The sequence below is a fragment of the Herbaspirillum sp. genome, assembly GCF_035644555.1.
Classification (GTDB): domain Bacteria; phylum Pseudomonadota; class Gammaproteobacteria; order Burkholderiales; family Burkholderiaceae_D; genus Herbaspirillum.
Genome location: NZ_DASQOH010000052.1, coordinates 57,809 through 71,718, shown reverse-complemented (window position 1 = coordinate 71,718; position 13,910 = coordinate 57,809). Strand labels below are relative to the sequence as shown.

Annotated in this window: 12 protein-coding genes; 5 read left to right on the top strand and 7 right to left on the bottom strand. The window is 63.1% G+C overall.

What is annotated here, in order from left to right:
- Window positions 1-124: 124 nt before the first annotated feature.
- Window positions 125-1,666, bottom strand: a complete 1,542-nt coding sequence (locus tag VE092_RS14105; RefSeq protein WP_414653493.1) for a methyl-accepting chemotaxis protein — start codon at window positions 1,664-1,666, stop codon at window positions 125-127.
- A gap of 236 nt (window positions 1,667-1,902) precedes the next feature.
- Between VE092_RS14105 and VE092_RS14100 the strand changes: the two genes are divergently transcribed.
- Window positions 1,903-3,387 carry a deoxyribodipyrimidine photo-lyase gene (locus VE092_RS14100; protein WP_324877729.1) on the top strand — a complete coding sequence of 495 codons (1,485 nt, stop codon included), beginning with the start codon at window positions 1,903-1,905 and terminating at the stop codon, window positions 3,385-3,387.
- 80 nt (window positions 3,388-3,467) lie between these two features.
- Here VE092_RS14100 and VE092_RS14095 read toward each other — a convergent pair whose 3' ends face one another.
- The 3 genes from VE092_RS14095 to pmbA form a co-directional block, all read right to left on the bottom strand.
- Window positions 3,468-5,066, bottom strand: a complete 1,599-nt coding sequence (locus VE092_RS14095; protein WP_324877726.1) for an MDR family MFS transporter — start codon at window positions 5,064-5,066, stop codon at window positions 3,468-3,470.
- A gap of 82 nt (window positions 5,067-5,148) precedes the next feature.
- Window positions 5,149-5,640: a GNAT family N-acetyltransferase gene (locus VE092_RS14090; protein ID WP_006463573.1), complete on the bottom strand. Its 492-nt coding sequence runs from the start codon at window positions 5,638-5,640 to the stop codon at window positions 5,149-5,151.
- A gap of 75 nt (window positions 5,641-5,715) precedes the next feature.
- Window positions 5,716-7,080 (bottom strand): metalloprotease PmbA, encoded by a 1,365-nt coding sequence (gene pmbA / locus VE092_RS14085; RefSeq protein WP_324877724.1) that lies wholly within the window; start codon window positions 7,078-7,080, stop codon window positions 5,716-5,718.
- 75 nt (window positions 7,081-7,155) lie between these two features.
- Between pmbA and yjgA the strand changes: the two genes are divergently transcribed.
- A complete protein-coding gene (gene yjgA, locus VE092_RS14080; RefSeq protein WP_324877722.1) occupies window positions 7,156-7,764 on the top strand; it encodes a ribosome biogenesis factor YjgA in 609 nt (202 codons plus the stop codon).
- Window positions 7,754-8,383: a molybdopterin adenylyltransferase gene (mog, locus tag VE092_RS14075; protein WP_324877720.1), complete on the top strand. Its 630-nt coding sequence runs from the start codon at window positions 7,754-7,756 to the stop codon at window positions 8,381-8,383. Before yjgA ends, mog begins: the two co-directional genes overlap by 11 nt.
- A 48-nt stretch (window positions 8,384-8,431) precedes the next feature.
- Here the strand turns inward: mog and VE092_RS14070 are convergent, their stop codons facing one another.
- Window positions 8,432-9,094, bottom strand: a complete 663-nt coding sequence (locus tag VE092_RS14070; protein ID WP_324877718.1) for a hypothetical protein — start codon at window positions 9,092-9,094, stop codon at window positions 8,432-8,434.
- Between the two features lie 205 nt (window positions 9,095-9,299).
- On the opposite strand from VE092_RS14070, the gene VE092_RS14065 reads away from it, so the two are divergent.
- Window positions 9,300-9,968, top strand: coding sequence for an alpha/beta hydrolase (locus VE092_RS14065; protein ID WP_182994576.1), 669 nt, complete (start codon window positions 9,300-9,302; stop codon window positions 9,966-9,968).
- Between the two features lie 159 nt (window positions 9,969-10,127).
- Here VE092_RS14065 and VE092_RS14060 read toward each other — a convergent pair whose 3' ends face one another.
- Both VE092_RS14060 and VE092_RS14055 read right to left on the bottom strand, forming a co-directional pair.
- Complete coding sequence (locus VE092_RS14060) at window positions 10,128-11,150, bottom strand: alpha/beta hydrolase (protein ID WP_324877715.1); 1,023 nt, start codon at window positions 11,148-11,150, stop codon at window positions 10,128-10,130.
- Between the two features lie 335 nt (window positions 11,151-11,485).
- Complete coding sequence (locus VE092_RS14055) at window positions 11,486-11,947, bottom strand: MarR family transcriptional regulator (RefSeq protein ID WP_324877712.1); 462 nt, start codon at window positions 11,945-11,947, stop codon at window positions 11,486-11,488.
- A 420-nt stretch (window positions 11,948-12,367) separates the two neighbouring features.
- Here VE092_RS14055 and VE092_RS14050 point away from each other — a divergent pair, with 420 nt between their 5' ends.
- On the top strand, window positions 12,368-13,867 hold the full coding sequence (locus tag VE092_RS14050) for an ABC transporter substrate-binding protein (RefSeq protein WP_324877710.1): 1,500 nt from the start codon (window positions 12,368-12,370) through the stop codon (window positions 13,865-13,867).
- The last annotated feature ends 43 nt before the right edge of the window (window positions 13,868-13,910 follow it).

The window sequence follows — 13,910 nt, the reverse complement described above, 5'->3', positions numbered from 1 at the left end:
TCCGTGCGCAGCAAAACAAAAAAGGTCGATTGATGAAAATCAATCGGCCTTTTGCGTTTTTGGCCATTCTTTTTGGGGACCACGAGCAAAGCGCCTGCGCGCCTTGCCCCCCCTCCTTCCCTAGCTACCCGCGCAGCCGGAACACGCTCACCGTCTCGCTCAGGGCAGCGGCCTGTTCCTGCATCTGGCGCGCCGCAGCGGCGGCCTGCTCCACCAGCGCTGCATTCTGCTGGGTCGCTTCGTCCATCAGGTTGATGGCCTGGTTGACCTGCTCGATGCCGTCGCTCTGTTCCTGCGAGGCGGACGTGATCTCGCCCACGATGTCGGTCACCCGGCGCACGCTGGCCACCACTTCCTCCATGGTCGCGCCGGCCTGCTCGACCAGCTTGCTGCCAGCCTCGACCTTGCCGACCGAATCGCCGATCAATTCCTTGATTTCCTTGGCCGCACTGGCCGAGCGCTGGGCCAGCGTACGCACTTCCGACGCCACCACGGCAAAGCCGCGCCCCTGCTCGCCGGCGCGGGCCGCTTCGACCGCGGCGTTCAAGGCCAGGATGTTAGTCTGGAAGGCGATGCCATCGATCACCGCAATGATGTCCACGATCTTGCGCGAGGAATCGTTGATCGACCCCATCGTCGCCACCACTTCGGACACCACCGAACCACCCTGCACCGCCACCTCCGAAGCGGAGGCCGCCAACTGGTTGGCCTGGCGCGCATTGTCGGCATTCTGCTTCACGGTGGAGGTCAGTTCTTCCATGGCCGAGGCGGTTTCTTCCAGCGAACTGGCCTGCTGTTCGGTGCGGTTGGACAGGTCCAGGTTGCCATGGGCGATTTCGGTGGAGGCCGTGGCAATCGTATCGGTGCCCTGGCGCACCCTGCTGACGATGCCCACCAGGTTGTCGTTCATTTCCTTCAGAGCGCGCATCAGGTGTCCGGTCTCGTCACCGCTACGCACGTCGATCTGGTTGTCCAGCTGCCCCTTCGCCACACGGCCGGCCACATCGACCGCCTTGTTCAGCGGTGCGGTGATGGACCGGGTGATGACCAGGGCCAGCACCACTCCCAGCAGGATGGCGATCACGCCCAGGGTCAGCATGACGATACGCGCGGTACGGAACAGGCCATCGATTTCCACCGTCAGTGCCTGGATGCGCTCGGTCTGCAGGTTCGCCAGCTTTTCGATGGCAGCCAGATAGACGCGGGTACTGGGCAGCAGTTGCTCGTCGACCGCCTTGCGGGCCGCCTCCTCGTTACCGGCATCCTTTTCCTTGAAGACCGCCGCATTGGCCGCCAGCACCACCTTGCGCCGCTCGTTGATCTCGTTCAAGCCGGCCCGACCGGCATCATCGGTGATCAACTCTTCCATGCGCTTGACCAGCTCATTGTTCTTGCTGATGGTGGCGCCGATTTCCTGCTTGTAGAACTTCTGCTGCTCCGGATCGGCGTTCTTGGCTGCCGCGACGATGCGGCCGACGTTGATCTCGATGGACTTGTAGAAGGTATTGACCAGCCGCTCCTTGACCAGTGCATCATTGACCATCATGTCATTGAGCTTGCCCACCGCCTGCAGGCGCCAGATGCCGATGCCGGTGATCATCGCCATCAGCACCAGGACCGCCGCAAAGGCCAGGCCCAGGCGCATGCCTATCGTCATGTTCTTCATCGTTCCCCATCTCCCGTTGTGTGAGACGCAACCATGGCGGCTACGCCGCGACCCGCGTACAGATCCCCGTGCGGATGAGTCATTATCGGTCAGGCGATGTCGCACTTGAGATGCTTCGGGTCAAATCAGAAGAAATCTTTTATCATCCGGCACAGACGCTACCAATCGGTAGCCAGCACCGGAAGGCGAGCTTTCCGTCCCGGCCGGTCCATCGACTTTGCAGAACAGCAATGCCAATGCCTCAATTCGACAAATCCCTGGTCTGGTTCCGCCGCGACCTGCGTCACACCGATCACGCCGCCCTGTACTACGCGCTGTCGCAGAGCACCCAGGTGTGGTGCGTGTTCGTCTTCGACACCGACATCCTGGCGGCCCTTCAGGCCGACGGCGTGACCCGCGATCGCCGTATCGACTTCCTGCTGGCCAGCGTGGCCGAGCTGGATGCTTCCTTGCGCAAGGCCGGCGGTGGCCTGATCGTGTCGCATGGTTCAGCAACCCAGCGCATCACCGAACTGGCGGCCGAACTGGAGGTGCAGGCGGTCTTCACCAATGCCGACTATGAACCGGCCGCCATCGAGCGCGACCAGCTGGTGGCACGACAGCTCAAGAAACAAGGCGCACAGCTGCTCAGCTACAAGGATCAGGTCATCTTTGAGAAAGATGAAGTATTGACCCAGTCGGCCAAGCCCTTCTCGGTCTTCACGCCCTACAAGAACGCCTGGATGGCCAAGCTGGCGGCCGCCGGTGGCGACTTCTACCTGAAACCCTATCCGGTAGAAAAATACCTCAAGGCGCTGGCCAAACCGCCTGCCAGACTGGATCACGCCCTGCCCACCCATGCGCAACTCGGTTTTGAGCCCAGCAATCTGCAGGAACTGAAGATCCCCACCGGCATGTCCGGCGGCCAGGCGCTGCTGGACGATTTCCTGGGGCGTATCGGGGCCTACGGTACGGCGCGTGATTTCCCGGCGGTGAAGGGGCCATCCTACCTGTCGGTCCACCTGCGCTTTGGCACCGTGTCCATTCGCACGCTGGCGCGTGCTGCCATGCAGGCCATGCACGCCGGCCAGGGGGCGGCCGGCGCGGCGGTGTGGCTGTCGGAGCTGACCTGGCGCGATTTCTACTTCATGATCCTTCACCACCATCCGCGTGTGACTGAAAAAGCCTTCAAGCCAGAATACGACGCCATCCGCTGGGAACAAGGCCCGCATGCCGAAGAACTGTTCGCCGCCTGGTGCGAAGGCCGCACCGGCTACCCGCTGGTGGACGCGGCCATGGCCCAGATCAACCAGACCGGCTACATGCACAACCGCCTGCGCATGGTGGTGGCCAGCTTCCTGACCAAGGACCTGGGCATCGACTGGCGCTGGGGTGAGCGCTATTTCGCCATTCACCTCAACGACTTCGACCTGTCCGCCAACAACGGGGGCTGGCAATGGGCCTCGTCCTCGGGGTGCGATGCCCAGCCCTATTTCCGCATCTTCAACCCGGTCACGCAGTCGGAGAAGTTCGACCCCGACGGCAAGTTCATCCGCCGTTATCTGCCGCAGCTGGCCAAGCTCTCCGACAAACGCATCCACGCGCCGTGGACGGCCACGCCGGACGAGCGCATGGATGCGGGCGTGACGCTGGGCCAGAACTATCCGCGTCCCATCGTGGACCACGCCCAGGCGCGCGAGCGCACGCTGGAACGTTATGCGGTGGTGAAGAAGGCCGCATAAGCCCATCGACCGATCTGCATGGGCAAGAAAAAACGGACTGCAACTCACATTGCAGTCCGTTGTTCATTTCGCCGGGCGGATCACTCCGACATGACAGGCTCCACCTTCTTGTCCTGATCGAAGCGGATCGGCGGCACCCGCCGCACCATCCACAGGCCCACCAGTGCGGCCACGATGGCAATGGCGATACCCATGTGGATGGCCGCGACCAGGGCGTCACGGGCCGCATCCAGCAAGGCCGAGCCATTGTGGCCGGCCTGCATCAGCTGGGCCAGCAGCACCGACTGGATGTCGTGGTTGACCAGCACTTCCGGGTCGCTGAAATCCTTGAGCCACTGGGCGGCATGATCGCCCTCCAGCGCCTTCTGCACGCCGGCGCCATACATCTGGCTGACCAGCGTGCCGGTGATGGCGGTCCCCAGCATCCCGCCGATCATGCGCAGCGACTGCAACAGGGCGGTGGCGATACCCAGATGCTCGCGCGCGGCGGCCTGCTGGGCGAACACCGTCAAGTTGGGCAAGACCAGTCCCAGACCGAAACCGCCGGCCAGCATCACCGCCAGCAGGAAGCCGTTGCCGGTATTGCGGTCGCACAGCACCACCCCCAGGCAGGCGGCGGCGATCAGGGCGAAGCCCAGGTTCATCATCAGGTTGGGGTTGGGAATGCGGGTGATGATGCGCCCGTTGACGATGCTGGCCACGGTGATGCAAGCCACCAGCGGCGTGATCAGCAGGCCGGCCTCACGCGGGCTCAGGCCGAAGCCGCCCTGGAACAGCAGCGGCGCGTACATCAGCAGGGAAAACATGGCAAAGCCGGCCAGCACCGACAGCAGGAACAGGCTGGCCAACGCCCGGTCGCGCAGCATCTCGAAGGGCAGGATGGGTTGCGCGGCGCGCCGCTCCCACTTCCACAAGGCATAGAACGCCGCCACCGCGAGCGCCAGCAAGGCCAGCATGCCGCCGGTGATGCCGCGCTTGGGCAGCAGTTCCACCAGCAGCTGCAGGCTCCCCAGCGACAGCGAGATCAGCAGCGCGCCCGGCCAGTCCAGCCGCATCTTGCCCGCATGCTGCATATGCCGGATGTGCGGCACGAAGCGCCAGACGAAGAACAGCGAGATCACGCCGATGGGCAGGTTGCAGTAGAACACCCAGCGCCAGCCCAGCCCCTGCGTGAGGAAGCCGCCCAGCGACGGTCCCACCGCAGTGGCAATGCCGAACGAGGCCGACAGGATGATCTGCCAGCGCAGCCGCACACGGGGATCGGGAAACAGGTCGGCAATCGACGCAAAGCAGGTCCCCACCAGCATGCCGCCACCAATACCCTGCAGGCCGCGTGCCAGCACCAGGAACAGCATGCTGTCGGCCATGCCGCACAGGGCCGAGGCACCGACGAAGACCACGATGGATGCGATCACGAAGGGCTTGCGGCCGAAATAATCACCCAGCCGCCCGAAGATGGGCACCGTGATCACCGAGGTCAGCAGGTAGGCCGTGGCTACCCAGGCATAGAGTTCGAAGCCCTTCAGCTCGGCCACTATGGTGGGCAATGCAGTGCCGACGATGGTCTGGTCCAGCGCCACCAGCATGATGACGAAGCAGATACCGAGCGTGGCCAGCAGGGATTCACGGAAGGGCAGGACTTGGCCGCTGGAGTGGGCGGCGGCGGTGTGTTGGGCCATGTGGCGAGGGATGCAATCCGGAAGTTGCGCAGGTGCGCCAATCCGCCATTCTAGCGCCGCAGCGTGGGCCCTGCAGATCGCCTCACAGCAGCAACTCGTAGCGCCGCTCGTTGAGCTTCACGCCCCAATGCGAGCCGATGCGCTGCTCGGCGAGCACGAAGCCATGTCGCTCATACAACGCATTTGCTGCGTGCAGTCCCTCGAAGCTCCACAGGTAGATGGAAGGATAATCCCGCTCCGCGCAAGTGCGCACCGCCTCCGCCACCAGGGCATCACCGACGCCGCGCCCGCGCAGTTTTTCGGAGGCGATGAACCAGCGTAGCCAGGCACCCTGCTGCTGTGCATGCTGACCATCGATGGTGAGCGAGCCCTCGACGCGCCCGTGAACGGCGGCGGTCCAGAAACCGTCGCGGCTATCGTCGTAGCGACTCATGAAGGCGGCCAGCTCGGTGGCGATGCGCGCTTCGAAGTAGACCCCGAAGCTCCAGTTTTCGGTGTAATAGGCGGCGTGCAGCTCGGCTACCCGCCCGATGGCGCCTGGCAGATAGCCGCGCCGGATGTGGATGTCGTCCAAGGCTTGCCTCCCGGTCAGGGCGGCTGCGGCCGTGGCGCCGCAACACCCTGACGGGCGCTGCGGCTTGCACCGGGCTCAGTCGCCAGCGATGGTCATGTTTTCCAGCAGGATGGAACCGGTTTCCTTGGTTCCGCGCACCAGCGTATCGTTCCCCACGGCGACGATCTGGCGCAGCATGTCCTTCATGTTGCCGGCGATGGTGATCTCCTCCACCGGGTACTGGATGACACCGTTCTCGACCCAGTAACCGGAGGCACCACGCGAATAATCGCCGGTGACGTAGTTCACGCCCTGCCCCATCAGCTCGGTCACCAGCAGGCCGGTCCCCATCTTCTTCAACATGCCCTTGAAGGTGTCGGCCTTGGTGGTCAGGTCCGAGCGCAGCGTCAGGTTGTGCGATCCACCGGAGTTGCCGGTGGTCTGCATGCCCAGCTTGCGCGCCGAATAGGTGGACAGGAAATAGCCCTGCACCACGCCATCCTTGACCACTTCGCGCTTGACGGTGCGCACGCCTTCTTCATCGAAGGGCGCCGAGCCCACGGCACCGATCACGTGCGGATCTTCCAGGATCTGGATGTGCTCGGGGAAGACCTGCTGGCCCAGCGAATCCAGCAGGAAGGTGGACTTGCGATACAGCGCACCACCCGAGACCGCCTGCACGAAGGCGCCCAGCAAACCGGCCGCCAGCGGTGCCTCGAACAGCACCGGGCACTTGCGGGTGCTCAGCTTGCGTGCATTCAGGCGCGCCAGCGCGCGTTCGGCGGCGTAGCGGCCGATGGCTTCCGGCTTGGCCAGCAGCTTGGGGTCGCGCTTGGAGGAATACCAGTCGTCGCGCTGCATGCCCGCGCCCTTGCCGGCGATGGGCGCCACCGAGATGGTGTGGCGCGAGAACGGATAGCCGCCCATGAAACCGCGGCTATTGGCCGCGATGAAATGCGAGTGTTGCACGTAGACGCTGGCGCCTTCGCTGTTGCTGATGCGCGGATCGGTCTCCAGCGCGGCGGTTTCGCAGCGTTGGGCCAGCGCCACAGCTTCTTCGGTGGAAATGTTCCAGGGCGAAAACAGTTTCAGGTCGCGCGGGGCCATTTCCAGCATCTCGGCCTCGGGCAGGCCGGCACAGTCATCGATGGAGGTGAAGCGGGCGATGTTGTAGGCCGCTTCCACCGTTTCCTTCAGGGCCTGCTGCGAGAAATCCGAGGTGCTGGCATTGCCGCGCCGCACCTGGCGGCCTTCTCCGAGGAACACCGTGACGCCGATGCCCTTGTCCTTGTTCTGCTCGATGGTCTCGATCTTGCCCTTGCGCACCGCTACCGACAGGCCACTGCCCTCGCTGATATCGACGGCGGCGTCCGAGGCGCCCTTGTCACGGGCATAACGCAGGACATCCTGCGCCAACTGCTTCAACTGGTCCTGACTGTGCGTAAATGGGGTATCGCTCATGAGCCTGTTTTCTCTGAAATGCGGGTAAAACGGTTATCATAGCAGTCGTTAAGCTTTATTTCTCGAAGTCACGATATGCCCAATGCCAACCGCGGCGCTGTCGGATTCCAGTCCAGCGAATTCGAACAGGAATACGACCGCCCCTCCAAGTCCCAACTCAAGCGCGAGATGGATGCCCTGCAAAAACTGGGCGAATCGCTGGTCGCCGAACCGCGCGACCGCGTCAAGCGCGTCCCCATGCCGGAAGACGTGCGCGACGCCATCCTCGAATGCCAGCAGATCAAGGACCACGAAGGCCGTCGCCGCCAGATGCAGTACGTGGGCAAGAAGATGCGCACACTGGAGCCGGATGAACTGGCCATCATCCAGAAGACCATCGACAGCTGGCACGGCGCTTCCAAGGCCGAAACCGCCGCCATGCACGCCTTGGAGCGCCGCCGCGAAAAACTGCTGGCCGACGACCAGGCCCTGACCGAACTTTTGAACCGCCATCCCGAGGTCGACGCGCAGCAGATGCGTACGCTGATCCGCAATGCCCGCAAGGAACAGGCCGAGCACAAGCCGCCCAAGGCCTACCGCGAAATCTTTCAGATCCTCAAGCAGCTGCAGACCCAGGCCAACCTGGCCAAGGGCGAAGCGGTCGAGGACCAGGACCCGGACCAGCAGGACGACGATGAGCGTTGACGCCCAGGCCGGCCAGCGCGAGGTGCTGCGGGTCGGACTGGTCTCGATCTCGGACCGCGCCTCCGGCGGTGTCTACCAGGACCAGGGCATCCCGGCCCTGCAGGAATGGCTGGGCAGCGCGCTGACCACCCCGTTCCAGATCGAAACCCGCCTGATCCCCGACGAACGCGCCCAGATCGAACAGACCCTGATGGAACTGGTCGATGTCGCCGCCTGCGACCTGGTGCTCACCACCGGCGGCACCGGCCCCTCGCGCCGCGACGTCACGCCCGAAGCCACGCTGGCCATCGGCACCAAGGAAATGCCGGGCTTCGGCGAGCAGATGCGCCAGATCAGCCTGCAGTTCGTGCCGACTGCCATCCTGTCGCGCCAGGTGGCGGTGATCCGCGAGACCGAGCGCCACGCTGCGCTGGTGCTGAACCTGCCGGGCCAGCCCAAGTCCATCCGCGAAACACTGGAAGGCCTGAAGGAAGCCGATGGCAAGGTCAAGGTGCCGGGCATCTTCGCTGCCATCCCCTACTGCATCGACCTCATCGGTGGCCCTTACATCGAGACCGACGACACCGTCTGCAAGGCCTTCCGTCCCAAGTCGGCGATCCGGCCGGCGACCAAACCCTAGGGCATGTTCACACTGAATCTGCGAAAGCAGATTCAGTGCGCACAGGCGCTAGTTCGGACACTTCCCTTCATCCGGCCCGCCGCACAGCGTGGCCGCGTTCAGCAGATCCAGGAACTGCTGCAGACCCGCCGGGCTGATCCGGTAAGGGTATTGCTTCAGTGCGTTCTCGGTCGGCGGCCGCCAGCTGAACTGCACCACGAACAGCCGTTCCTTGCCCTGATAGACCGCCAGCACCGTCCCTTCGCCATACGGGGCCGAGGGACCGACGCGGTCGCAGAAGCCACCGCTGACCGACAGCGGGATATTGTTGGTGCTGCCATCCTTCTGCGACATTGGCACGAAGCGCCCCGGGCAATTGCGCTGGGCACCCTGCATCACCTCGCTCAGGGCCACCTGCGACACGGTGAGGTTGCGCGCCCGGATGTTGGCCAGCAGGCCGGCGTCGGGAAAACTGCGGCGCTGCACGCCCATATAGCCCTCACGCCAGGAATCGTGCGCCTCGTTGGCGGGCAGGAAGTCGACCACGTAATCGCCCTCCGGATCACCATTCATGTAAGCCAGCCGCCAACCCGGCGGCGGCGCGATCATCAGGTTTTCGCCGACGGGCTGGAACAGCCGTCCCTCGGCCTCGGTATGACCTGGGACGGGTGCCAGCATCAGCAACGCGGCGCAGGTGGCCAGCAGGTGGCGGATCAATTGTCGGCAATTCATGGAAGCATCCTCATTCGGCGCGGCAGCATTTGCGCGGTGTTCATCGTATGATGTGAGCCCATCGCAATATGACTGGCTCGCAGCGACACTGGACGACGGACAACACCGTATTGTGCGCCGCCCCGGCGGCAGACACAAATCCGCCGCCTGCTCTGGGCCGTCAAGCGCCAACCATCAACTCACAAGCAATCAGGAAACCTCGCCCATGGCCGCTCAACTCGAAACGATACAGATCGAAACCGCCCCCAACCCGACTGCTGCCGTCATCTGGCTGCACGGCCTGGGCGCCGACGGTTCGGACTTCGTGCCCATCGTGCGCGAGCTGGACCTCTCCGGCTGCCCGCCGATCCGCTTCATCTTCCCCACCGCGCCCACCATGCCGGTGACCATCAACGGCGGCTACGTGATGCGCGCCTGGTACGACATCTTCGCCCCCGACCTGGTGCGCCGCGAAGACGAACCCGGCCTGCGCGCCTCGCAGGCCGCCATCGAAGCGCTGATCGCCAACGAAAAGGCGCGTGGCATCCCGGCCGAGCGCATCGTGCTGGCCGGCTTCTCGCAAGGCTGCGCCATGACCCTGCAGACCGGCCTGCGTCATCCGGAGCGACTGGCCGGCCTGATGTGCCTGTCCGGCTACCTGCCGCTGGCGGCCACCATCGAGGCCGAACGCCACGGCGCCAACCATGACACACCGATCTTCATGGCGCACGGCACCATGGACCCGGTGGTGGTGCTGGAACGCGCCGTCAAATCGCGCGAACTGCTCACGCAACTGGGCCACAAGGTCGAATGGCATGACTACCCCATGCAGCACTCGGTGTGTGGCGAAGAAGTGGCCGATATCGGCGCCTGGCTAACCAAGGTCCTGGCCTGAAGTCCTCGGCCCTGCGCCCTGAGTTCTGATCCCCTGATGCCGCGCTGAACGCGACGGCAACGGAAAACACAACGCCCCCGGACAACACTGTCGTCCGGGGGCGTTGTGCTTGAAGCCGGCCGCTGCCGATGCAGCGGGCCGGCACTTCCAGTCAGGCGATTACTTCAGGCGGAACTTCAGTTCCTCGCCGGCCTGACGCATTGCGGTCTGCACGGCAGGTACCTTGGCCAGCACGTTCAGCAGGCCGAAGTCGTGGATCATGCCGTTGTAGCGCACGCTGGTCACCGCCACGCCAGCGGCTTGCAGCTTGCGACCGTAGGCTTCGCCTTCGTCACGCAACACATCGTTTTCGGCGGTCTGGATCAGGGTCGGCGGCAGGCCGGTCAACTCAGCCTGGGAAGCATTGAGCGGCGAAGCGTAGATTTCCTTGCGCTTGGCGGCGTCGGTGGTGTAGCTGTCCCAGAACCACTTCATCATGTTCTTGGTGAGGAAGTAGCCATTGGCGTACTGGTTATAGGAACCGGTCTCGAAGTTGGCATCGGTCACCGGCCACATCAGGACTTCCGAACGCAGTGCGGGGCCACCCTTGTCCTTGGACATCAGGGCCACGACCGCGGCCATGTTGCCGCCGACGCTGTTGCCGGCCACGGCCAGGCGCTTGCCATCGACGTTGATTTCCTTGCCATGAGCGGCCACCCACTTGGTGGCGGCGTAGGCCTGGTTGATCGCCACACCGTAACCGGCTTCCGGCGACGGGGTGTAGTTCACGAAGACAGCCACGGCACCGGAGTTGGCCACCAGGTCACGCACCAGACGTTCGTGGGTCGGGAAGTCGCCCAGCACCCAGCCACCACCGTGGAAGAACATGAAGGCCGGCAGCGTCTTCTTGGCCGAACCGGCCGGACGTACGATGGTCAGCTTGATTTCCTGGCCGTCGGCAGTGATGGTCTTTTCCGACACATCCGCCTTGGGCAGTTCCAGCTTCACGCCGGCTTGCGCACCCACCAGCACGGCACGAGCATCTTTCGGGGAGAGCTGTTCCAGGGGCTTGCCACCGCCCGCTTCCAGGGCTTGCAGGAAGGACTGGGTGGTCGGCTCGACACCGGCGTCACCAGCTGCGTAGGCGTTACCGAATACCAGACCGATGGCGGCGACGGCGGCGAGTTGCTTGAACGATTTCATGATCTTCTTCCTTTTCTCTATGGTCGGATTGGTGCATCTGCACCGGGAAATTTCAGCGAGGGAACAACAAACAGCTACTTCGAAACACTGACCCCAAGGGTCGAAAACTGCATGGAAAACACATACAACTAAATCACTATTAAATAGCAAACTACTTATTAAAACCATTGGCTCTGCGTATAACAGCGCGTCCTGCAAACCTGGGCGACATTGACCTTGCTCACCATCGATCGCCAAATAGAGTGCCGATGCGATCGATTTAACACGCTATCATATAGCGCACTACTTATATCAGCTTAAAAAAGGGACGTTGGCATCGCCATCACTTCCCTCTCTCACTCGCCCGTGTTCTTGTGCAAGCGGGCGCGCAGCTCCATCAATTCTTCCTTCATCGCCATCAGTTCGGCGGCGGTGGACTCGGTCGCCCTCAACACTTCCCTGGGTAGCTCCGCGGCCTGCTCACGCAACGCATCGCCTTCGGGCGTCAAGGAAATGACCACCTGGCGCTCATCGCTGGCCGCCCGTTCGCGGCTCACCAGGCCTTGCGCTTCCATGCGCTTGAGCAAGGGCGTGAGCGTGGCCGAATCCAGCACCAGGCGCTCGCCAATGTCGGAGACCGTCAACTGGTCCCGCTCCCACAACACCATCAGCACCAGATACTGCGAATAGGTGATGCCCATGTTGCGCAAGAGCTTGCGATAGAGCTTGCTCATCGACAGCGAAGTCGAGTACAGCGCAAAACACAACTGGGCATCCAGTAGCGGGGCCGCCTTGCGTTTGTCTGTTTTCGAATTCATGGACGCAGTTTAGCGAGGCCAAAATTAAATAGCAAGCGATTTAATAAAAAATTTTATCGTCATCGCCCGTGGCCATTCGGTAACACGCTGCGGTGCCGCTGCGTCACGTCCTCAGCGCACTGGCATTGGGCAGGCAGCCCCATCTACGCATGGCAGTCGCCCCATCGTGATTCATCCAAGCCTGCCGGGGAGATGACATTCTCGCCTCGTGGAAACCGGTCAGGCCAACGCCAGGCGAGCAAAGGATGGCATGCTTCATGCATGTCTTCTCCGTTGTATACATTGACGTATCCGTCCTTGCCCTCACCGTTTTCATCGCCTAAGCTGCCGCGATGGCCTGACGACATTCCCTGCGCCGAGCGGTGCGGGAACGCCAGCCGGCTGCGACCAGTGCGTGATGACCTTTGAAAGGAACACCGAATGAACCAGCGCGTCTCCCGTTTCCTGTTGTCCACGATGTCCTCGGCGGTACTTGCCGCCTGTTCCCTGCCGGCCCTGGCAGTGACCCTGAACATCTCGCTGGACGCCGATCCCGGCAAGCTCGATCCGACCCAGTCCTCGATGCTCAATGAGCGCATCGTCTACCAGAGCATCTTCGACAAGCTGGTGGACCTGGATGGCGAAGGCAAGATCGTGCCGATGCTGGCGGAGCGCTGGACCATCTCGGAGGACCAGAAGACCTATACCCTCTTTCTGCGCAAGGGCGTGAAGTTCCAGGACGGCACGCCCTTCGATGCCAAGGCGGTGGAATTCAACCTGCTGCGCGGCCAGGAGAAGACCTCTTTGCGCCGTAACGAGCTGAAGTACGTCAGCAAGATCACGGTGGTGGACGATCACACCATCAAGCTGGATCTGTCCACGCCCTTCGCGCCCTTCCTCTCCATCCTCACCGACCGTGCCGGCATGATGTCCTCGCCGGCAGCGGTCAAGAAATACGGCGACGACTACGTCAACCATCCGGTCGGTACCGGTCCCTTCAGCTATGAAGGCCGGCTCAAGGGCGCCACCATCACCCTGAAGAAGAATCCCGACTACTGGCGCGCCGGCCTGCCCAAGGTGGACGAGGTGGTCTACAAGATCATGCCGGACGTCAACGTGGCCTTCAACAACCTGCGCAGCGGCCAGGTGGACATCACCAATCGCTTCCCCTACAAGGAAATCACCAACGTCCCCGCCAACGCCAGCTACACCGTGCTCAACAAGCCCTCGCTGGGCTTCCGCGGCTTCTACATGAATACCGGCAAGCCTCCCTTCGACAAGAAGGAAGTGCGTGAAGCCGTGGACATCCTGATCGACCGCAACGCCATCGCCAAGGTGGTCTACAACAACGCCGTCGCCGCCGGCCACTCGCCCTTCTCCAAGGCGCAGTTCGCCAACGGCCCCAGCGATGTCCCGCCCAAGGTCGATGTGGCGCGTGCCAAGGCACTGCTGAAGGCGGCCGGCAAGGAAGGCGGCTTCAGCTTCAAGCTGACCTTGCCCACCACCCCGGATGAATTGCAGGTCGGCCAGATGATCCAGGGCATGCTGCGCCCCGCCGGCATCAGCGTCACGCTGGAAAAGACCGAGCTGGCCACCCAGATCGAGGCCGGCAAGGCCGGCAATTTCGAAGGTCTCTTCGTGGGCTGGAGCGGACGTCCCGATCCGGACCAGAACATCTATGACTTCGTCACCACCAATGGCTCGCTGAACTACTCCCACTTCGGTGCCAAGGAAGTGGACGACCTGCTGCAGCAGGCCCGGGTGGAAGGCGACCAGGCCAAGCGCAAGGGCTTCTACGACCAGGCCATGGCCATCCTGGTCAAGGAAGTGCCCTACATCTACACCGTGCACGACAACGTGCTGTTCGGCATCGCCAAGTCGGTCAAGGGCTTCCAGTACGTGCCCGACGGCGTGATCCGCACGGCCACCGTGTCCAAGTAATCGCACGCCATCGCAGGTCGTCTCAGGTCGTTTCAAGTCGTTT